The following is a 20,370-nucleotide window of genomic DNA, read 5'->3' on the forward strand; positions in this document are numbered from 1 at the left end:
AGCAATCATGACGTCCAAGCCAATCACCTTGACTGCCTTGATCTTCATCATCGCTGCAGCAGCGTATGGCGTGATCGAATGGCTGGCACTGTCACGGTCACGAGCGCACGATCGTCTGGCGGGTTGGCGGCGCACGATCACCCGCCCATGAAGCGCCTGCGATAGGCAGCAGGTAGATCCCTAAGGTCCATCATCATCGGCAGGTCAGCGACTCCGAAATCGGGGTCCCAGGCTGGCGCGCCGAGGACCTTCGCACCGCACTTGAGATAGCCCTTGATCAGCGGTGGCGGCTCAACATTGCGCTCGCCGTCTAGGTCATCGACCGGCAGGGCCAGCAGTGGCTGCACCGTGCGCTCAGCTGCGGCCAAGTGGTTCTGGCGCAACTGGTTCCACAGACTTGCAGCGAAGTGGCCGCCGTCAAGCATCGGCACACTGGCGCAGCCGATCATCAGATCGAGCCGACTGCGTTGCATGAACTCAGCCAGTGAAGCCCACAGCAGCAGGATCACGCCACCCTGTCGCCAGGCAGGCGCGGTGCATGATCGACCGAGTTCGGCCATGCGTGGGCGTAGCGAATCAAGGCGCTGAAGATTGAACTCGGACTCGCTGTAGAGACCGCCAGTCAGCCGCGAAGCGGCCGGCGTCAGCACCCTGTAGGTGCCGACCACCTGGGAGGCAGTGTCCGCAGTTCTTATCGTGCGAACGATCAGATGTTCACATGCGGCGTCGAAGCGGTCAACATCGAGACCTGCTGGCGTCCCCTTCGGTGGCGACAGACGCGCGCCCATCTCCTGGGCAAAAACCTGGAAGCGCAGTCGCTGTGCCTGCTCCACCTCATCGGCATGCCGGGCCCAAACAACCTCGAGCGCAGCAGGCCGTGCCGTCGGCGGAGGGAGCCCCGCAGGTGTTGCGAAATGTCCGCTTCTTTCGGCAGTGGGCGTGGCGAAAAAATAGTTTCGATCCATGCCCGGATGCTGTTCCAGTCAATTGACAGTGTCGTGACGGCATCGCGGCAATGTTGTGACATCGCGTGCTGGTGCGCGGATGGCGACAGTGCCTTTTCAATCGGGTCTCCTGAACGCAGACCAGACCGCCAGCAACGTGAAAGTGACGAGGATGACGACCTATTCGAAGCATAACCATGTGCGTCGGCCGCAATCCACTCAGTTCAGATCGCTGTATGTTGACCCGATGTCTCGGAATAAATCGGCTCTAGAAAAGCGCATGCACATGAGGCGCTCAAAGGACTATCACCGAGACGCAGGCGAAGTAGATGAGAAGGCTTAAAACATCCTGCATGATCGTCGCCAGAGGCCCGCTTCCATAGGCTGGGTCGGACCCGAAGCGGGCGAGCAACCAGGGCAGCAGAAGACCGAGGACCGAAGCCAGCATGCTGGCCCCCGCCAACGCCAGCGTCACGGCAGCGGCCAGGCGGAACTCGCCGAACACCAGCCAGACCATTGGAAACGCGAGCAGCGCGAGCACCAACCCAATCAGGGCACCGGTCCGCAACTCCCCGCCAAGAAGTCTCGCCAAACCGACATGGCTGAGCGACAGACCGCGCACCGCCACGGCCTCACTCTGCGTTCCGATGGCGTCAGCCAGATAGACCAGACCCGGCACGAAGAACGCCAGCGCCGGCTTGACCGTGAGGGCCGCTTCGAAACGTGCGACAACAAAAGTCGCCACCATGCTTCCGCCAAGGCCGACGACGAGCCAGGGCAACCGGTGACGCACCCGGCGCAACGGCGGCTCTTCAATCGCCTCGCGCGCCTGGTCGGATTCGCGCGTGATGCCGGCTAGGCGGTGCAGGTCCTCAACGTGTTCGCGTCGCAGGATGTTCATCAGCTTGGCCGGGCCAACCACCCCGACAAGGCGACCGTCTTCGGCAACCACCGGCATTGCGACTACGCCGTGATGCAAGGCGATCGACGCCATTTTTTCCTGGTCGGCTCCCGGCAGGACGCTGACACGATCGCGTCGCGCCACCTGACCGAGCGCGGTGGTCCCTGGCAGTGCAATCAGCTCGGCAGCCGTCAGCGTGCCAAGCAGGCGTTCGTCGCCGTCGATCACGCACACCAGGTCCCATGCAGTGCTTCGGTGGTGGCGAATGCGTGCGACGACCGCCTCGGCCGTTTCGCTGGGGCTGGCCAGCATGGCGTGAGGACTGAGGTGGTCGGAGGAGGTCTCGCGACGCGACTTGTGGCGGTGCGGCAATTGATTCCGATCAACAGCGCAGCCGTTCTTGGTTGCGGGTGCTCTGCGCTGCTGCATTATCGGATTTATCGGAAGGCGCGTCTTGGTCAGAAGGCACCGCCAGTGATGTCACGGTTTTGTCATGTTCTTCGACTAGCTTTGTCAAATCCATGTCCGTTCTCGCACGTCAGGTTGTCCTCACTTCACGCAACGGACGCCGGACCACTTTCCGGGTGCGTGGTCTGCTGCGCAACGCTGCGTTGGCCGCCAGATTGGCAGCTGCCAGCGCCGACGCCATCGAGATTCGGCTCGACACCGGTTCGGTTCGTGTCCTGTTGTCGCCTGAGCGTCCCGAGGCCTTCTGGTTTGAATGGTTGTCGGTGACTGTCGAGGCGCAACTGGGCGCAGCACCGCCAGCCCCATCGCCGATTGTTCCTGGGCAGCGTGCGGCTATGCGGCGCTTGCGGCCGCCGAAGCCATCGATTGCCGCCGGTATGGCTGTTGCCACTTGGACCGATGCGACCCACAGCACGCCAATGCCGCGGCTGCTGGAGGATCTCGGAGACGATGGACAAATCGATCTAGAGAAGGGTTTGTCAAGCGCGCAAGCCGAGCAGCGTCTGACCCGCAACGGTCCCAACGAAATCCGTGACATCACCGGCCGCAGCACGTCGGAGATCCTGCTCGGCCAGTTCAGGTCGGTACCGGTCGCGCTGCTTAGCGGCTCGGCCGGACTGGCCTTGGCCACGCGCGCGTTCGTCGACGCAGGGGCCATCGGCACCGTGCTTGCCGCCAACGCCGCGCTGGGCTTCGTTACCGAGCGGCGCGCTGAAGAAACGGTGTCCAGTCTGCGCAAGCTCGGTCCACGCGAGACGACGGTGTTGCGCGACGGCGTACCGGTCACGATCAATGCGCGTGACGTGGTCGTGGGCGATGTGCTTGTGCTCAGGCCTGGCGAACCTGTGGCGGCCGACGCCCGTGTCATCCAGGCGCACCGACTGGCGACCAACGAAGCGGCATTGACTGGCGAGAGCCTGCCGGTGCGCAAGGAACCCGTTGCGTGCTTGCCAGAAGATACGCCGCTGGGGGAGCGCCGCAACATGATCTTCATGGGCACGGTGGTGTCGGGCGGTGCCGGCCGCGCGGTGGTGGTGGCCACGGCCGAACACGCCGCGCTCGGTCGCATCCGTCAGCTCGCGCAGGGCTCCGAGGCGCCGCACACGCAACTGCAGCAGGAACTAGACGGCCTCGGGCGGCGCCTGGCGATCGGAGCGGCCGCGCTGTGCGTCGGCGTGTTCGCGATCGGAGCGCTGCGCGGCCGGCCGCTTCTGCCGCTGCTCCGCACGGCGGTGTCGCTTGGCGTGGCTGCCATCCCCGAAGGTCTACCAACCGTTGCCACCAGCCTGCTGGCTTCCAGCATCCGTTCGCTGCAGCAGCGCCAGATCTACGCCCGCCGTCTCGACGCCATCGAAAACCTCGGCGCGGTCGACACCGTCTGCTTCGACAAGACCGGCACGCTGACGCAGAACCGCATGAGCGTGGCGTCCCTGACGCTGGGACTGGACCTGATTGTCCTCGGCGACACGCCGTCGCCGCCTGCCTTGCCCGAGCATTGGGTGCGCGTGGCCGCGCTGTGCAACACGGTCGAGCGACCGAATGGTGATACGGCAGGCGCCTGGCAAGGCTCGTCGACCGAGGTCGCGCTGCTCGAGTTTGCAGCAGCCCAGGGTGCGGATGTGGACCAACTGCGCCGCTGCCATCCGACCCTGGGCGTGCGCCATCGTTCCGAGCACCACCCGTACATGGTGACTCTGCATGCCTCAGCCGAACGTGGCCTGTTGGTGACTGTGAAGGGGCGACCGGAAGAAGTTCTCGCGCGCTGTGACGCCTGGTTTGACGGGCACCGCATGCGGTCCTTGAAACCTGCGCAGCGGCGCCACCTGCTTCAGCTGAATGACCGGATGGCCGCGCGCGGTGAGCGGGTACTGGCGCTGGCTATTCGGCAGCAACCGGACCAGGCCTACGGTGAGACGGTCGGACTGTCCTGGCTCGGGCTGGCAGGGCTTGCCGATCCGCTGCGGCCTGATCTGCCGCAGATGGTTCGACGTTTCAAGGATGCTGGCATCCGCCCGCTGATGATCACCGGCGACCAGATGGGCACAGCCCAGGCTGTGGCCGATCGCATCGGTCTGGACGGCTTGCAGCCGATAGTCGATGCAGCGAAACTGCCCGAGTCGGCAGCGCTGATTGCCGACCAGGCCGAGCACTCCAGTGGCTTCGCACGCACCAGCCCTGCGATGAAGCTGGAGATCGTAAGGGCCTTGCAGCAACGTGGCCATGTGGTGGCGATGACTGGCGACGGCATCAACGATGGACCAGCGCTGAAGACCGCAGATGTCGGCGTCGCGATGGGCGTCACCGGCACCGACTTCGCCCATGCGATGTCCGACCTCGTGCTGCGCGACGACCACCCGGCCGCGATGCTGGTGGCCATCGAGCAGGGGCGCACCGCGTTTCTCAACATCAAGAAGTCGGTGCGCTATCTGGTGGCGACCAACCTCAGCGAACTGGCGGCCACGACCATCGCGGTGGCAGCAGGGCTGCCCGACCCGTATGACCCTCTGGCCCTGCTGTGGACCAACATTGCAACCGACATCTGGCCAGCGATCGCACTCGGCCTGGAGCCGGCCGAGCCGGGCATCCTGCAGCGTCCGCCGGTTTCGCTTCGCGGTGGATTGCTTGACCGCAGCGAGTGGGGCGCTGTGGCCACGGATGCAGGCGCGATGACGCTGGCCTCGCTGACCAGCTTCGGCTACGGGCTCGCCCGCTATGGGGCCGGGCCGCAGGCGCGCACACTCGCCTTCATGACGCTGACCTCGTCGCAATTGCTCTACGCGCTCGCGATGCGCTCGCCGCGGCCCCTGCGCAGTGGTGGTCTGCAGCCGAATCCGATGTTGGGCCGTGCCGTCGGCTGGACACTGGCGGCCCAAGCAGGCACCGTGCTGCTGCCGTTCGCGCGGCGCATCCTGCGAACGACCCCCATAGGTCCGATCGACGCCGTCGTGGTCGCGGCCACCGCGATGCTGCCGCTACTCACACGCGAACTTCTGAAGGAGCGCGAGCAATGAGCGGCGGTGAAATCCTGCACGAGACCGCGCGCAGACTGCGGCTGGGTGTGGCGCCGGGCGTCGACCTGGACACGCTCGGCGCCAACCTGGTGCCACTGCTCGGCGTGCAGTCCGTGCGCATCAATGCCACGCTGCGCTGCGTCGTCGTGCAGCACGACGGCCTTCCCGAAACCCGGGCCGCCGTGTTGGCCCGCCTGCGTACCCCACCAGAACAAGATAGCGCCCGGACCTCCTTGCACAAACCAAAGCGGCCACGACCTCGGTCACACCGACTGGCCACCGAGACGGCTGCGTGGACGCCGGCCGTGCTGGCAGTGGCTGTGCCGGTGCTGCCGCAAGACTGGCGCCGCGGCGCGGCGCTCGGCGCAGTGGTGACGCGCGTGCTGACCCAGGCCGATCGAATGCGCAATGACCCGGCCGCCGTGCTGCTCGATGCTACGTCGCTGGCATCGCTGGCCCTCAGCGGCCAGCCCCTTGTCGTCTCGACTTCGGTGCTGCTGCGCATGCTGTCCGAGCGCCTCTCCGGACGTTTGGTGCGCCAGGCGGACGACCTGCTCGACCACCTGCTGCCGACCGCAGCAGCGCAGTACACCGCGTTGCGTGATCCTGAGGACGGCGGAGACTGGTCATTCTTGCCCTTGCGCTCGCTGCGCGCGGGTGACCGCGTGCGCCTGTTTCGCGGCGACGTGGTGCCTGTGGACGGCTGCGTAGTCCAGGGCTCGGCCGTTCTCGTCCCAGCGGCGCAGCGGGGCCAGCCGCGCCTGGTGAGCCTTGGTGACCATGTGGCATCTGGCGAGCGCTTGCACAAAGGCACGCTCGAACTGCGTGCCGAGGCCGACGCGGCGGCGTCGCGGCTGGAACGCCTGCGAGCCCAGGTGCGACACGCCGTCAGTTCACACGAACCGGCGGGCCGCCTGGCACCAGGCATCGAGCGGCTGCTGTCCCTGCCGCTGACCGCATCGGCCCTGGTATTCGGCCTCACAGGCGACACCGCACGCTCGGCGGCGATGCTGCAGGCCGACCCTCAGCAGGGGCTGGACCTGGCCTTGCCTCTGGCTCGCGAAGCCGCGCTGTACGCACTGGCACGCCACGGCTTGCTGACCGCTGGGCTTGAAACCATCGAACGCCTGGCCACGGCGAGCACGCTGGTGCTACAGGACACTGGCGTGCTGTCCAGCGGTCGTTGGACCATCGAGGCCGTGAACACCGAGGCAGGCGGCGACGCTGAACGGGTGCGCAGCTGGCTGGCCGCGCTGGCCGCCATGCCGCCCGAGGTGCTGGGAAGCGCGAGTTTCCCCGACCGTGTGGTGCGTCTGTGGGTCCGCCACGGTGCCGTGCTGCGTGTCGACGAACACGAGGTGCATCTGGCCAGCCGGGATCGATTGCAGAAGGTCTGGGGGCGGCCACCTGGTACCGAGACCCCTTTCACTGTTACCGGACCCATGCGCCGCGAGTTGTTGGTGGTGGCCGCCGGGCGGGTGGTCGCTCAGGTCGTTCTCGTGAGTGCATTGCGCCCTTCGGCGCTCGACCGCTTGAACGAACTCGCGGCGCTGGGCTTTGATCGCGTCGCCATATTCGTGGAGGGCGATGGGGGGTGCGGCGGGGAGGCTGGCCCAGCCGCCTGGAGAGGCCAGCAAGGGCTGGAACTTGTCATCGACGAGGCAGGCACTCGTGCCGACTGGCTCGCCGACGTCGCACGTGACGGCTCACCGCTCGTCATGGTGCATACCGTGCTGCGCGATCTGGTGCCGCCCGGTAGCCTGAGCCTGACCCCGACCGACGCCGATGCCGGCTCGCACGGTGTGCTGCTTGGCGACCCGCTGACCAGCTTGGTGGTGGCTCGTCGTTTGGCTCAACGCGTGCATCGGCGGCTGCGCTTGCATCAGGGCACGGCGACGGCTGTCAATGCGGCGCTGATGACAGCCGCCGCCCTGCGCTGGCTGCCGCCGATCGGTACCTCGCTGGTGCACCATGCCTTCGCTCTGCTGCTCTTGCTGGACAGCCTGCGTGTTGAATCGCTCGAAGCACTGCATCAAGAACCCTTCGCTGCGTTGCGGCAACCTGCGAAGATCCCCCGGCGGCGTCGAGCCGCCAGATCCGTAACCCAAAGGAGTGATTCCTCATGAAGATCGAAGATGTGGCCCGCCCGGGCGTGCTCGCACTGGGCATCGTGGGCGTCGCTGCCACGGCGCTGCTCGGTTTTGCCGCTGGCGTTGCGGTGGCGCGCGACCCCGCAGTCCTGCGTCGTACGGTGCGCGGCTTAGCCCGCAGCATGGAACGCGCGACGCTGTTGGCCGCGCAGGCCCGCGAACATGTCGAAGACCTGTGGGCTGAAGCGCGCGAGGAAGCGCTCGCCGAGGTCGATGCAGCTGACTTCGAACGTGCCGCCACGAGTGCAGCCACGGCAGCACCGGAGACCATGCCGGGCAAGGCAACGCACAAACGGACAAGCCGTTCGCGCAAAGCAATCACACCCCGAAAGTCAGCGACAGTGAACGCTGCGGATCTGCCCCCAGACCAGGCCTGAAGGGCGGCGGCGCAGCCGTGGTTCCTGACCTGACAACGGCACTGACACATGTGGGTGAGGACGGTGCCACGGTGGAAACCCAGATGCGCTTGACCCAGCAGCCGCACAGCGCTTCTTTTGTGCCGGTGTACCGCTGGCCAGCAAGGCCAGTGACCCTGCACTGGCGCGAGGGGCTGGAGGACGTGGCGGGCAATCGGGTGGGAGCGGCCTTTGAAGCGCGGGCGTCTTGAGGGGCTGCAACAATCGAATGTTGCGACGCTGCCGGTTGAGACAACATCGCCGTGCGGCGGCAGTTGAACCGAAATCAAACCCCACAGGAGAGAAACGATGGAACACATGGCAGCCGATCTGGACAAGATGGTGCGCAGCCTTTGAGCGTAGCCCATGTGACCGCGATGTCGAAAATTGCAGACGCTTTGTAGCGGTCAGCGCGCATCGTGCGTTTACCACCCACAGTCAGTATTCGCTGCGCACTTGTCCAAGGCATCGGGATGTCGTTTTGAGACTGGGGGTAGGCCTTGGCAGAAAATCAGACGACAGGCTGCAGGCGACCCGGAGGGGATATCGGGCTGCCAACCTCAAGCCCTAGTTCTGGAATCAGCAGTCTGCAGGCTCTATCGAGCTCACGAGCTGCAAAACTCCCTGGGCTTGTGAGTTGCGTCAACCCCAGTTGCTTGCCTGGGCTATGGTTCAAATCCGTTCCTTAGGCAACCTGGGAGTCCGTCATGCGACTGCCGTTTTCAGTAGAACAGTTCTTCGCAATCATCCGCCAGTACAACGAGGCTGTCTGGCCCGCACAAGTGCTGGTCCTGCTGATGGGGTTGGCCGCGATCGCTTTGCTCCTGTGGAAGCGTTCTTGGAGCAGCGTTGCCATCGCTGGCATCCTCGCGTTGCTTTGGACGTGGATGGGTGTGGCCTACCACCTTGCCTTCTTCACGAGCATCAATCCACTCGCTTACGTCTTTGGTGCGATGTCCCTCGTGGGCGCTGCAGTGTTCGTCTGGCTCGGGATGCTCCGCCGCGAACTTGATTTCGTTCCGCGCCGCGACGGGCGAGGTCTGATGGGTATGGTGCTCGTTGTATTCGCCTTGCTGATCTACCCAGTGTGGTCGTCAATTGCCGGACACGCCTACCCCAACCTCCCCACCTTCGGGCTGCCATGCCCGACCACGATCTTCACCATCGGCATGCTCGCCATGGCAGTTGGAAGCAAGGTGCGAATCGCGCTCGTCGTACCGATACTGTGGTCGTTCGTTGGTGGCCAGGCTGCGTTCCTCCTCGATGTCCCTCCAGACTCGGGCCTACTTGTTGCCGGGCTCATCGCTCTTGGGCTGGCGCTGCGATCCGGACGATCCCCTAGTAGGGCTCCGCAGGTCTGAAGCCAAGGAATCACTCGGCTTGGGCGGAGTCCTTCCGCCCAAGCAAAGGCCGCAACTGGCCGCGTGGACGAGGCCCCCGGGCTTCCGACGTTTCATTGGTACGACGGGCAGTTCAGCCGAACGCGCGATCGATGCCAGGCTCGCAGAGCTGCAGGCGTAGTACCCCCAAAACGGGGCGGCGGTTTACCCAGCGCGTTGACGCTCAGGCCGAAAACTCGCCCGTGAAGCCTTTGGATACCTTGTAGGTCTGCGACTTCACCGTATCTAGGAAGTACCATTCGCCCTGCGCGGCTTCCTGCGTGAAATGCATCAGCAGAAAGCCACGACGGAAGGTGTCGGTGAACTTCAGTGTGTCGATCACGCCGCGGAAGATCGCAGTTGTCTGTGCGGGAGACAAGGTAGCCAGCGCCTGCTCCAAGCCTGGGGAGCTCACGCTGGGGGTGGCAAACTCCTCACCAACCAGGGTTCCATCGATCAAGCGCAGTTCGTTGTACCAAGCATTGTGGGTATCGCCCGCAAGAGACACCAGTCGCTTGCCCAGTGCGGAAGCTGTGCCCAGCACCATCTCGCGGGCGGCCGGATAGCCATCCCAGGCATCGAGGTTGTAGCCCAGGCGCGGGTTGGTCCGCGGATCGAGCAAAGCCTGCTGGAGTGGTGTGAGCGCGGCGGGATTGGCGGCAGCGATGGCCTTGGCGGTGAGGTAATCCTGCACCGCCCGCTCGCCAGCGGCGATGGCCTCGGGGCTGGTATTGGCTGGATTCAGAGCGGTCAGGATGGAGACCGGAAACTCCATGCGGGCCATCAGCACCTGTTGGCCTAGCACCTGCCAAACGGCGTCGGACTGAATGAACCGCTGCTGCAACCAGTTGAGTTGCTCGGTGCCAAGCATTTCCCGTGTTGGGGAAGTCAGAGCAGCCAAAGCCTCAGGAGCCGTTTCCGGGTTGACCAAGGAGACGATGTCGATGGGCTGCTCGCGGCCAAGCAGCCGGGTTTCGAGCATGTGCAGAGACAGCAGGTCTCCGAAGTCGAAGCTGCGATAGCCGCGCTTGAGGTCATTGACATCGGGCGTTCTGATAGGCATCCACTCGTGATAAGCCTTCAGCGCAGCTGCCACGCGCGTGCCGAATGCACCTTCTTCACCTTCCGTGTGGTTCTCTGCTCCGTCGGTCCAAGTGTCGTTGGCAATCTCGTGATCGTCCCAGATGGCGATCATCGGGAGACGCGCATGCATCTGCTTGAGGTCGGGGTCGCTGCGGTATTGAGCATAGCGGCGGCGATAGTCGTCGAGGCTCAGCAGCTCATTGCGAGGTTGGCTGACTCGGCCGAGCGTACCTGCGTCCTCCGAGGCGTACCCGTCGGCCGCATACTCATAGATGTAGTCACCCAGGTGCACAGCGTACTGCGCCCCGGCGCGTACTGCCTCGCTGTATGCATGGAAGAAGCCAGCCGGATAATTCGAGCAGCTGAATACCGCAAGTTTCACGCCTTGCACACCCTTTTCAGGCAGTGTGCGCGTCACACCCACCGGAGAAACGTCGAACAAGGTTCGGAATCTGTAAAAGTAGGTGTGCCCGGGGCGAAGGTTGGTGGCATCGACCTTGACGGTATGTCCGTTGTCAGGATGCGCAACCGTCCAACCCGATGAGACCACACGGCGAAAACGTGCATCCAGCGACACTTCCCAGCGCATTCGGATGGGGATCGGGGTGTGACGCCGGTGCGCGTGAGTCCAGAGGATGACACGGTCCGCTAACGGATCGCCGCTGGCTACGCCATAGTTGAACTCGATTGGACCGTGTATGCGGCGCCAATGCTTTTCTTCCCGCGCGCTGTGCGAATCGCTCGCCATGACCTTGCCGCTGGTTGCCACAGCCGAAGCCGAAGCAAGGTGAATCATGAATCGCCGCCGATCGATTGCCATACGTACTCCTGGATCAAGCCGAATACTTCCGACCTTCAAGTTTCACCAGGGTGTTTGCCATTCCCATGTCGCGCTCACTGCAAAAACATGATCCGTTTAGGTTCTTGTCAGGGCCTCGATCCCAACCCATCCAGATTGAACTCGGGCAAAAGCCCAACCCTGGGCCGCCGACTCGCTGATGCTGTGCCGAAGGGCAGAGTAGCTGGCGGGGCATCCACAGCGGCGCGGCAAAGGTCAAGACCGCCGATATTGCGAGGCAGGCCCAGGCTGCCAGCGCGCCCAGAAGGAGTCGGTTCATCACCAGCCGTTCACCGGGACAGCTGGCGCAGCAGCGCTGGCTCAATGGCCACCGCCGCCATCATTCCGCTCATTGCCGCGGCCTGTACACCCGCACCCGAGACATCCTGGCCCGCCAGCAGCAAGCCTGGCACTGGCGTGCGCACGTTCAAGGCTTGCGAGCCCAGCCGCTCGGCATCCATCTCCAGGCCGTACATGGCGCCGCGGGGTGCGCGCACGTAGTGCTGTTGTGTCACCGGCGTGGCCAGTTCGTGGAAGCGCACCATCGGCGCCAGAGCCGGGAAGTGTTGCGCAAACTGCGCCAGCAAACGCTCTTCAACCCAGGCCTTGAAGGCGAGATAGTCCTCGGGGCGTTCACCGGGCGGCAAACCGAGCCAGGGCGCAAACGCAGCCGCGTCGCAGGGAGCCAGCACCTCGGCCGTGGGCGGGCCGCCGCTGGAGGGGTCTTTCAGCGAGGGGAATGAGACGAAGAGCCCCGGCGCGTCCTCGTCGGCCGGCCGCTGCCACAGGCGCCCGATGTCGGGGGACGCATAGAGCCAGTAGTTGGCCGCACTGGCACCGGCGGCGACGATGTCGCCCTCCAGACCCAGGTAGAGCGACACGTAGGAGAAGCCCGGCTCGAAGCCCGTCAGCTCGGCCTGCCACTCGGGTGCCTGCGCCGCATCGAGGCACCCCGCGGTGTTGTGCGCGCCAATGGCCGAGATCACCTGCTGGGCATCGGCCTGGTGCATCTGCCCGCCCTGCACATAGTCCACCCCGCAGGCGCGCCCGCCCTTCACGCGGATGCGCTGGACTGAGGCCCCCAGCTCCAGCGCCCCACCGGCCGCCCGAATCACCGGTACCAGGGTCTGCGCAAAGCGCGCTGGGCCACCCAAAGGGAAATAGGAGCCGTGGTTATAGGCGCCGGTGACGAGCGCGTGCTCAAGCAGGGGTGCGTGATCAGGTGTGGCCCCGTAGTCGCCCCAGCGAGCGCCCAGCACGGCAGCCAGGTAAGGGTCGGCGATGTCGGCCAGCGCCTGCGCAAGGCTGCGCTGCGACATGCGCTCGATCTCGGCCCCGCGCCAGAGCTTCATGCCCCAAGCCAAGGGCGCCGGCAGCGCGCGCAGCGCGAACAGAGACATCGCGGCTGCGCGCGCCCGCTTCACCTCATCGAACCAGGTGTCGATGGCGGCGTGCTGACCAGGGAAGCGTTCGCGCAGCCGATCGCGGTAGGCCGCCTCGGGGTGCTCGATGCCGAACTCGAAGCCCGGCAATCGCACGATGTCGTAGGGGTTGCCGCAGTCATGGAACTCGAGCGCGTCACCGCTGAGCCACCCGAGCAGGCGGCCGAACTGGCCCGCCTCGCCGACCTGCGGCGCCACGCCGCCGATGTAATGCACGCCGGTGGCAAAGGTCCAGCCCTGGCGCTGGAATGTCTGCGTCTGTCCGCCCGCCACCTGGTGCTGTTCGAGCACCAGCACGCGCTGGCCGCGCCGCGCCAGCGCCGTGGCGGCCGTGAGCCCGCCGATGCCCGAACCGAGAACGATGGTGTCCCACATGGTTAGCTCCTCAAGGGGTCGGCCTGCCGGGCGTCGGCCCGGCACCAGCGGCGATGGTGTTGCGGATGAATCCCAGTCCGTCGACCTGCAGCAGCAAGCGGTCGCCGGGCTGCAGGTAGATGCCAGCCTAAGCCGATTCGCGGAACCATGGTTCGGTCGGTGGGTAGGTCACGTGCCAGTGACAGCTCCTGCCCAACGCAGGCACGCCTTAGCCGCCTGGCGATATTTCCGAAATCAGGGTATCCCTCATCAGGCCCAAAAAGAGACTTGTGAAGCCGCGTACCCACATGACTCTCCCAGCATCAGTCCCGCCAGCACGTCCGAGGGGAAGTGGGCGCCTGCGTGAACCCGCGCCCATGCGGTAATCACAGCAATGATTGGCACCAAGGCGATTTCGGGCCAGGCGACCATCCATGGCGACAGCGACCCGGCCAGACAGGCCATCACCGCGGCGTGAGTGCTGGGCATTCCCCCCCGATCCGAATGCTGGAGGTGGTTGGCGCAAAGACCGATGGCGAACGGGCGCCGCGAGGAAAGTCTTTTCGCCAACCGTTTGACCAGTACTTGCAGCAGCGTCGCCACCACCAAGGCCTGCAGCACGGGGCCGATGGAGTTCGTCCTGACGACCAGGGTAAGTCCGAGCACGGCGGCCAATGGCAACCAGCTCCAGTCGGCCGTGACGATCGCACACCTCAGGCGCAAGGGGCGGTCGGTTTGACCAGCACCCATCCAGAGAAACCACGCAACATCACGGGATCGACCCGATTGGAGGGCGGGTGCGGCACTGAGTTCGGGGGAGCTCCTCATTCCACCATTGAACCCGCTGAATGTGTCACCCGCATTTCTTTGCCACACGCACACCACGTGGGCTGGCGCTGCAACCACAGTGTCATATTGACTGCGCACACTTCAGCGTATCCGCTGGTCCTGACGGGTAAAAAATATCGGGACACCATATTCCAAATGAACGCCGGCTTCAGTTCTTCGGCCTTCATAGATGGCTCAGAGGCAGACGGCAGCTATCGCCGACGCTTGAAGTCCCAGGATGAGCCGTCCTGAGCAACCTCCCAGGAAGTCGCGCAGGAAAAGTACACGTCGCAAGGCTGAACTCCATTTCCCGGCTGGCAACAGGCATTTGACCTAGATGCCTGCACGTCAGTGCCAGCGCCCGTACCCATCATTTGCGCAGATGAGTCGCTTGCGATGCTGATTCACCGAAGTGAGCCGCCCCGGGACGGTTCACGATAGAACTCTGCCTCGGTGGAGCAGAGTGGGCTGCCGCCACTGGAAGCACGCTCGCCCAAGCCGCCAAACTTGAAGGCAGGGTAGCGGTCTTCAAGCTGTCATAGACATCTCAGTGGCGCCCTTGACTTGTAGGACCACCACAAATGCACCGAAGTGCCAGTGGCGCTAATGGCCCCAAGGCTGGTCTACCCAATCCAACAGGGGTTTCCAATCCTGCAGTTCGCGGGCAGCAGAAGACTCCGGCAGATCGAAGACCGTCGCCCCTTGTGCCGCGACCCGCGGGTACAGCTGAGCCGGGCGGATTGTCGTCAAGACGCGAAACCCTTGCTGCGCCAGGAACTGTCTCAGTTGAATTGACGCCAATGTCCGAGGGTCAACTCTCATTCCCACTAGGGCTACCTGCGCTTTTCCACCAGCCACGCGCCTGACCTCCGCCAATGCATCCAGAAATCGCTTGGAAGCCCACAGGTCGAATGGCGAGGCATGTACAGGGACGATGATTCGGGAAGAAACTTTAACCACCTTTTCCAAGGCTTTGCCGGACAAGCCCGCGGGCGTGTCCAGAATCGCGTGAGTAACGCCTTTGGGTGGTCTTGCAACGCCATCTGCCCCAATCCGCCACGTCTCAATGGAAGGCAGAGTCTCGGGGCGACTGTCAAGCCAGCGCTTGCAGGACTGTTGCAGGTCAATGTCCCCCAACAGGACGGCAGGACTTCGCTGTGCGAAGTAGCCTGCCAAGTTGGTGGCAATGGTTGACTTTCCCGAGCCACCTTTTGGATTGACAATGCTGATCGCCTTCATCGCCCTACGTCACTTCTTCGGGCGCCCAGTCTTCAGCTTCTCCACGCTGGCAATGGCCTTGAGCAACCTCTGATTGTCCAGGGAGGCAAGTAGGTCCAGGGCAGCGCGGACCAGCTCCCCTTTCTTCACTTCAATGCCCAGCGCGATGACCCGCTTCTTGAGGTCTACCAGACTCCTGTGATCAGATTCGGGAAATGTGAAGCTGTCTCGCACAAGCTTGATCTTCTGAGGCCTTTGAGACGAAGCTTTGACAACCTTTGGCTTTGTAGCATTCTTGGTCGGAACTGAGGCTTTGGTCGACACTGGTGTTGCAGCAGCCTTTTTCAGAGGGGGCGCCGTCCTTTTCGGGGCTGGCACTCGAGCGCCTGTCTGAGGGCTCGTGGATGCCGGCTTTACAGCCTTTGGTGAAGTCGTTTTTATTTGAACCGTTGCAGCGTCGGGGGACGCGTTCGCAGCGGCCTTGCTGGTTGGTGTAGCGGCAGATTCTTGCATGTTGACGATCCTTTGATTAACTGTATAAACAGTTTATACCAAGCTGATGCGGGTGTTTGCCGTTTGAGAGCCTTTTCCGACGCGGACCGCTCAGGCCAGGCTGCTCTGCAGACGAGTGCTCGCCGGTGAGCCGCTCAAGGTCCGGTCACGCATGTCGGACAACGGCATCATCTTTTCTGACGGCATGCAGACCGACTACCTCCAAGTTTCAGCGGATACAGAGGCGTAGATTGCGCCTTCTGCAAAGGCTGGCCGGCTGGTGATCTGAAGCCTGATCTCCAGTGGAGACAATTCAATCGATGCGGTTCTTGGATTTCGAAGTCGGTCCCAGGCTGTACTGAGTCACTCAGGGACGGCGGTCCAAACAGCAGGGACGGTCATCAGCGGTCATTCAGCGATCGGCCACACCACCGACCGCTTCACTACCAAGACCGGGTACTCGCCAGCGGATGGCATCAAACCCTCGATGAAGGACCGGTTTCGCATGGGGCGAAGTGGCACTCCCGACCCGTTGCAGTCTTTCGCGCATTCTCCGCAAAGCGGTCACTCAACAGTCCAACGCCATGGCATCCAGATGCCTGGCCTGATGCAACAGCTTTTCGTTAGGGCTTGCGCATCGAAATTGGCCACTCGGTGGCGCTGAAAACCGTGAGGAGACTACGGCGCAGCAAGGCAGGCATTGAACAGGCTGGTAAACCAGCCAGGGCCAAATTGGAGACCACAAAGAACACCCCCTTTCTGATCTTCATGGCGCCGACTTCACGAAAGCGATGCCCGACACTTCAAAGCCGGGCTGGCCATTAATTTCGTGCAACCGCACGGTTTCGCCAAAGTCGGCCAGGGAGCGCAAAACGCGGGCTTCGCGCTCGGAGACTAGGCGAATGGGCAATACTTCGGTAGCGCCGCCTTCTATGGCGGTCATGTGCACCGTGGCGAGGAGCACTTGCTTGTCCATACGCAATTCGATGCGCTCAATAGGCTCTTCATTGTTTTGCACTACTGGCTTGTAGGTGCCCACCCATGCGGCCGCGCGGGGATCGGGTTGAGGGCTAAGGCGCTCGCCCACCAATATCTCTTGCCCGCCCGATCTGGCGACCAGCAGTTCCCGGGTGCCCACCCGCTTGCGCGAGAGTGTGAACCTCTTGAAATCGGGGATGGGCAAGCTGAACAGGCCCAGCAGTTTGTAGCTCAACCCCATGTCGCCGCTTTTCCCGGGAACAAGGTCCAGCGCCTGGCCCATGGCTTGTACCTTGAGCCTCTTGCCATCGCGCTCCACCCGGGCATGGCCTGCGATGGTGGCGTAGTCGCCCAGCCAGCTTTGAAACTGGGCTTCGGAAATGGGCGCCTGGGCGACGGTGAATTCGGGCTTGGGTGCAGGTTGTTGAATGCCGGTCTTGGCTTCCAGGGCCATGGCCAAGGCGCGTTTCGCCACAGCGTCCACAAACTGGGCCGACCCCGCCGAATTGGCCGCCACGATCACGCCCAGCTTGTGTTCTGGCAAGACATACATCTGGCTGTGAAAATTGATGGTGCCGCCGTTGTGGTGGGCCACCAGGCCGCCGTTGCGCAACGCGTCTGGCCCCAGGCTGTTGAGCATCCAGCCCAGGCCGGTGTGCAGGTCAAAGTCCAGCGCATTGTGGGCATTCTGGGTGTTCAACATTTCCGCCATGTCCTCGGGCAGCAAGATGCTTGCCCCGGTTGCGCTCCGGCCCTGCGCGAACACCATCATCATGAAGCGGCTCATGTCGAGCACGCTGGCGTTCAAGCCGCCCGCAGGCGTGTCGCGCAGCGCGAGCTCTTTGGCCGGTTTCCCGTCTTTGTAGGCCCTTGAGAGGCCGGGGCCTGGGGCGCTGGAGAAAAATGCGGTGTCCATGCCCAATGGTTCCAACAGCGTGGTTTTGATGTGGGCTTCAAACGGCTTGCGGGCTGCGTTTTCGATAGCGGCGCCCAGCACCGTCATGCCCACATTCGAGTACGAAAACAGCAAGCCCGGGGGGAAGTCTTGGTGGTCGGAGTTCAGGGCTCTGACCATGGCTTGAAATTGGCCCACATCGCTGCCCCACATGCCCTCGCCTTTGTCGCGGGTGAGCCCGGCGTGGTGGGTCATCAACAGCCTAGGAGTGATCGCCTGCTCACCCGTCTTGAAACCCGGCAGCGCCTGTTGAATCGGCGCGTCGATGTTCAGCTGCCCTTGCTGGGCGAGTTGCATGGCGGCGGTGCTGGTGAAGAGCTTGGAGATCGAGCCCATGCGGTACAGGGTTTGATCGGTGGCTTTCAATTGGGCATCGGTATCGGCCCAGCCAAACCCCTCAGACCAGAGCACGCGCTGATCGCTCACCAGCGCGATGCTCAAGCCCGTGACCTTGTTCGTCTTCATACCCGATGCTATGAACTTGGCCATGTGGGTTTGCAGGGTTGCATGGTCGCCCCTGGCCAGCCTGGGTGGGCTGGACGGTGCGCTGGCGCAGCCTGTCAATGCAGCCAACAGAAGGAGTTTGCTCATACGGCTGCCTGGCTTGGATGGGCGGGTGGTTTTGGAAGGGGTTTGTTTCATGGCGGACGGTGAGCGGTAAATGCAAGTATTTCAGTGTGGCGGCGCCAACCTTGGGCTTTCCCAAAGACAGGTTCGCTAGACTTCTCCGTTATGCACATCCTGATCGTTGAAGACGACATTGACCTGGGGCAAGCGCTGTTGGCCGCGCTCAAGGCGGAGGGCTTCTCCGGGCTCTGGGTGCGGCGTTTGTCAGAAGCGCCTGAGCCGTCTGCGGCAGGAGTGGATTGTGTGTTGCTGGATCTGTCGTTGCCCGATGGGCTGGGCTTGCAACTGTTGAACCGCTGGCGGCGCGAGGGGATGTTGGTTCCGGTGATCGTGATCACCGCCCGCTCGGCCTTGGGTGACCGCTTGAGCGGTTTTGAGAGTGGCGCTGACGATTTTCTGGTGAAGCCTTTTGCCATGCCCGAACTGATGGCGCGCATTGGCGCGGTCACGCGGCGCAGCGCGCGGCAGGCCAGCCCGGTGTGGCAGGTGGCCGACCTGAAGCTGGAGCCGCAGGCGCACCTGGCCTGGCGCGATGGCGCGCCCCTGGAGCTCTCGCTGCGCGAATTCAGGTTGCTGATGGAGCTGGCGCGCGACCCTTCGGCGGTGGTCTCCAAGCGCGATCTGGGGCGGCGCATGGAGCCACTGGGTGAGCCGCTGGATGCGGCGACGATTGAAGTGCATTTGTCGCATCTGCGGCGCAAGATCGGGGCCGAGCGCGTGCGCACGGTGCGTGGCGTGGGCTACCAGTTGGTGCCATGAACACGGTGCTTGACGCTTTTCGAAGACCATCGTTGGCGCGCAGAGTGGTGGCGGCCTTGTTGGCGGCGTTCACCCTGGTCTGGGTGGCGCTGGTGGTGGTAGATTTTTGGGATTTCAAGCGTATTTCTGAAAGTCGCAAGGCGCAGCGGTTGGCGGTAAGTGCACTGGTGGCCTCGCTGGATTTTGCTGATGAAACCCGGGCGGTGCAGGTAGTGCAGGCAACCGAGACCCAGTACAGCCTTTTGCGCCGAGAGTCGCTTCCGCTGCCCAGGGACGAGTTGTTGTTTCAGTTGGCGAGGCTGGATGGCTCGCTGGTTTACGCCTCGAAGGGGTTTAGTGGCGCCGCGCTGTCCATTGCCGATTCAGAACGCCCCAGTTGGACCGGCAACGGCCAAACCTATTGGATGGCCACGCTATCCACGCCGCAATGGCGTGTGACTCTTCTGGAACCATCGTTGTCAGACGCAGAAGCGATGTACCTAATCTCGCGCAATTTGGTGCAATCGATGCTGATCGCATTTCCGCTGGTGTTGTTGCCGCTGTGGCTGGCGGTGCGCCGAGGACTGCGGCCGTTGCGGGAGCTGGTGACGCGGGTGGGCGAGCGGGCACCCACCGATTTTTCACCATTGGCGCTGGACCTGCGCTACGCGGAGTTGCGGCCGCTTGAAGCGGCGTTCAACGATTTGCTTGCACAAGCTCGAAACAGCATCCACAGCGAGCGTGGCTTTGTGCAAGACGCCGCTCACGAGCTTCGCACGCCCTTGGCTGTGATGGCCGCGCAGGCGCATTTGCTGGTGTCCACCACCGATCCCGCGCTGCAAAAGGTGGCGCGCGCCGAACTGGAGCGGGCCATTCAACGGGCTTCTCACCTCGTTCACCAGTTGCTGACGCTCGCGCGCCTGGAAAGCCAGCCACCTCAAAACCGCCAGCCCCTGGATCTGGTGGAGTGGTCGCAGGCCCAGTTGGCCCGAGCCCAGCCAGCAGCTCTAATGCGCGGGATCGATCTGGGGATGGTGTCACCCGAAACGCTGGTGGTGAGGGTAGATACGCAGTTGCTGCAATCGGTGTTGGAAAACCTGGTGAACAACGCCATGGCTTATGTACACGAGGGTGGCCGGGTCACTCTGACGCTGAGTGAAGAGGGTGGCGATGTGGTGTTGCTGGTGGCCGATGACGGGCCTGGCATATCCCTGACGGAGCGCGCGCGGTTGATGCAGCGCTTTCAGCGCGGGCGAGAGGTGCAGGTTTCAGGCTCGGGGCTGGGGCTGGCCATTGCCGCGCAAGCCGCATCGCAGCTGGGTGGCAGCCTTCAGATGGTGGATGGGTTGGATGGAAAGGGTATTGGTTTTTGGGTGCGTTGGCCGTTGCAGCCAAAGCCTGACCTGCATCAAATTTGTTGACTCGCTGGCTGGCTATACCCGCGAAGGCCGCGGCTTGAGGCTGGGCGTATTGGATTGGTGAACTCAAGTGCGAAGATGAGCACTCAGGCCTTTGATGGGCAAGGTTGAAAAGTCGCTCAGCGTTGAGCAAAAAGATGAAAATCTCCAC

General features: G+C 63.5%; 16 protein-coding genes. 8 read left to right on the forward strand and 8 right to left on the reverse strand.

Going from position 1 to position 20,370, the window contains the following annotated elements; genetic code table 11:
* Positions 1-7 precede the first annotated feature (7 nt).
* Entirely contained in the window at positions 8-151 is a 144-nt protein-coding gene (locus QUV25_RS14390; RefSeq protein WP_300864947.1) for a hypothetical protein, read from the forward strand.
* Here QUV25_RS14390 and QUV25_RS14395 read toward each other — a convergent pair.
* A complete protein-coding gene (locus tag QUV25_RS14395) occupies positions 138-965 on the reverse strand; it encodes a GNAT family N-acyltransferase (RefSeq protein ID WP_300864949.1) in 828 nt (275 codons plus the stop codon). The two genes, QUV25_RS14390 and QUV25_RS14395, sit on opposite strands and share 14 nt — an antisense overlap.
* A 274-nt stretch (positions 966-1,239) precedes the next feature.
* A complete protein-coding gene (locus QUV25_RS14400; RefSeq protein WP_300864951.1) occupies positions 1,240-2,274 on the reverse strand; it encodes a magnesium transporter in 1,035 nt (344 codons plus the stop codon).
* 92 nt (positions 2,275-2,366) lie between these two features.
* Between QUV25_RS14400 and QUV25_RS14405 the strand changes: the two genes are divergently transcribed.
* The 5 genes from QUV25_RS14405 (at position 2,367) to QUV25_RS14425 (ending at position 9,230) form a co-directional block, all read left to right on the forward strand.
* Complete coding sequence (locus QUV25_RS14405) at positions 2,367-5,324, forward strand: cation-transporting P-type ATPase (RefSeq protein ID WP_300864952.1); 2,958 nt, start codon at positions 2,367-2,369, stop codon at positions 5,322-5,324.
* Entirely contained in the window at positions 5,321-7,450 is a 2,130-nt protein-coding gene (locus QUV25_RS14410) for a hypothetical protein (protein WP_300864953.1), read from the forward strand. Before QUV25_RS14405 ends, QUV25_RS14410 begins: the two co-directional genes overlap by 4 nt.
* The gene (locus tag QUV25_RS14415) at positions 7,447-7,851 is read left to right on the forward strand and encodes a hypothetical protein (RefSeq protein ID WP_300864954.1); all 405 of its coding nucleotides are present in this window, start codon (positions 7,447-7,449) and stop codon (positions 7,849-7,851) included. The genes QUV25_RS14410 and QUV25_RS14415 overlap by 4 nt, the downstream gene beginning before the upstream one ends.
* Before the next feature lie 83 nt (positions 7,852-7,934).
* Positions 7,935-8,081, forward strand: coding sequence for a hypothetical protein (locus QUV25_RS14420; protein ID WP_300864956.1), 147 nt, complete (start codon positions 7,935-7,937; stop codon positions 8,079-8,081).
* Between the two features lie 495 nt (positions 8,082-8,576).
* Entirely contained in the window at positions 8,577-9,230 is a 654-nt protein-coding gene (locus tag QUV25_RS14425; protein WP_300864958.1) for a DUF6064 family protein, read from the forward strand.
* A gap of 202 nt (positions 9,231-9,432) precedes the next feature.
* Here the strand turns inward: QUV25_RS14425 and QUV25_RS14430 are convergent, their stop codons facing one another.
* From QUV25_RS14430 to QUV25_RS14455, 6 genes are all read right to left on the reverse strand, one after another.
* Entirely contained in the window at positions 9,433-11,151 is a 1,719-nt protein-coding gene (locus QUV25_RS14430) for an alkaline phosphatase D family protein (protein ID WP_300864960.1), read from the reverse strand.
* 308 nt (positions 11,152-11,459) lie between these two features.
* Positions 11,460-12,986 carry an NAD(P)/FAD-dependent oxidoreductase gene (locus QUV25_RS14435; RefSeq protein WP_300864961.1) on the reverse strand — a complete coding sequence of 509 codons (1,527 nt, stop codon included), beginning with the start codon at positions 12,984-12,986 and terminating at the stop codon, positions 11,460-11,462.
* 249 nt (positions 12,987-13,235) lie between these two features.
* On the reverse strand, positions 13,236-13,715 hold the full coding sequence (locus tag QUV25_RS14440) for a phosphatase PAP2 family protein (protein ID WP_300864963.1): 480 nt from the start codon (positions 13,713-13,715) through the stop codon (positions 13,236-13,238).
* A gap of 681 nt (positions 13,716-14,396) precedes the next feature.
* Positions 14,397-15,032, reverse strand: a complete 636-nt coding sequence (locus tag QUV25_RS14445) for a ParA family protein (RefSeq protein WP_300864965.1) — start codon at positions 15,030-15,032, stop codon at positions 14,397-14,399.
* A 9-nt stretch (positions 15,033-15,041) separates the two neighbouring features.
* The gene (locus QUV25_RS14450) at positions 15,042-15,524 is read right to left on the reverse strand and encodes a hypothetical protein (protein ID WP_300864967.1); all 483 of its coding nucleotides are present in this window, start codon (positions 15,522-15,524) and stop codon (positions 15,042-15,044) included.
* A gap of 745 nt (positions 15,525-16,269) precedes the next feature.
* Complete coding sequence (locus QUV25_RS14455) at positions 16,270-17,925, reverse strand: serine hydrolase (protein ID WP_300864968.1); 1,656 nt, start codon at positions 17,923-17,925, stop codon at positions 16,270-16,272.
* 243 nt (positions 17,926-18,168) lie between these two features.
* Between QUV25_RS14455 and QUV25_RS14460 the strand changes: the two genes are divergently transcribed.
* Both QUV25_RS14460 and QUV25_RS14465 read left to right on the forward strand, forming a co-directional pair.
* Complete coding sequence (locus QUV25_RS14460; protein ID WP_300864969.1) at positions 18,169-18,822, forward strand: response regulator transcription factor; 654 nt, start codon at positions 18,169-18,171, stop codon at positions 18,820-18,822.
* A 56-nt stretch (positions 18,823-18,878) separates the two neighbouring features.
* A complete protein-coding gene (locus QUV25_RS14465; protein ID WP_300864970.1) occupies positions 18,879-20,222 on the forward strand; it encodes an ATP-binding protein in 1,344 nt (447 codons plus the stop codon).
* Positions 20,223-20,370 lie beyond the last annotated feature (148 nt).

This window comes from Hydrogenophaga sp. (assembly GCF_030373245.1).
Lineage (GTDB): Bacteria > Pseudomonadota > Gammaproteobacteria > Burkholderiales > Burkholderiaceae_C > Hydrogenophaga.

Coding starts and splice junctions, on each gene's coding strand:
- QUV25_RS14390 (WP_300864947.1), top strand. CDS start 8: ATGACGTCCAAGCCAATCACCTTGACTGCCTTGATCTTCATCATCGCT.
- QUV25_RS14395 (WP_300864949.1), bottom strand. CDS start 965: ATGGATCGAAACTATTTTTTCGCCACGCCCACTGCCGAAAGAAGCGGA.
- QUV25_RS14400 (WP_300864951.1), bottom strand. CDS start 2,274: ATGCAGCAGCGCAGAGCACCCGCAACCAAGAACGGCTGCGCTGTTGAT.
- QUV25_RS14405 (WP_300864952.1), top strand. CDS start 2,367: ATGTCCGTTCTCGCACGTCAGGTTGTCCTCACTTCACGCAACGGACGC.
- QUV25_RS14410 (WP_300864953.1), top strand. CDS start 5,321: ATGAGCGGCGGTGAAATCCTGCACGAGACCGCGCGCAGACTGCGGCTG.
- QUV25_RS14415 (WP_300864954.1), top strand. CDS start 7,447: ATGAAGATCGAAGATGTGGCCCGCCCGGGCGTGCTCGCACTGGGCATC.
- QUV25_RS14420 (WP_300864956.1), top strand. CDS start 7,935: ATGCGCTTGACCCAGCAGCCGCACAGCGCTTCTTTTGTGCCGGTGTAC.
- QUV25_RS14425 (WP_300864958.1), top strand. CDS start 8,577: ATGCGACTGCCGTTTTCAGTAGAACAGTTCTTCGCAATCATCCGCCAG.
- QUV25_RS14430 (WP_300864960.1), bottom strand. CDS start 11,151: ATGGCAATCGATCGGCGGCGATTCATGATTCACCTTGCTTCGGCTTCG.
- QUV25_RS14435 (WP_300864961.1), bottom strand. CDS start 12,986: ATGTGGGACACCATCGTTCTCGGTTCGGGCATCGGCGGGCTCACGGCC.
- QUV25_RS14440 (WP_300864963.1), bottom strand. CDS start 13,715: ATGGGTGCTGGTCAAACCGACCGCCCCTTGCGCCTGAGGTGTGCGATC.
- QUV25_RS14445 (WP_300864965.1), bottom strand. CDS start 15,032: ATGAAGGCGATCAGCATTGTCAATCCAAAAGGTGGCTCGGGAAAGTCA.
- QUV25_RS14450 (WP_300864967.1), bottom strand. CDS start 15,524: ATGCAAGAATCTGCCGCTACACCAACCAGCAAGGCCGCTGCGAACGCG.
- QUV25_RS14455 (WP_300864968.1), bottom strand. CDS start 17,925: ATGGCCAAGTTCATAGCATCGGGTATGAAGACGAACAAGGTCACGGGC.
- QUV25_RS14460 (WP_300864969.1), top strand. CDS start 18,169: ATGCACATCCTGATCGTTGAAGACGACATTGACCTGGGGCAAGCGCTG.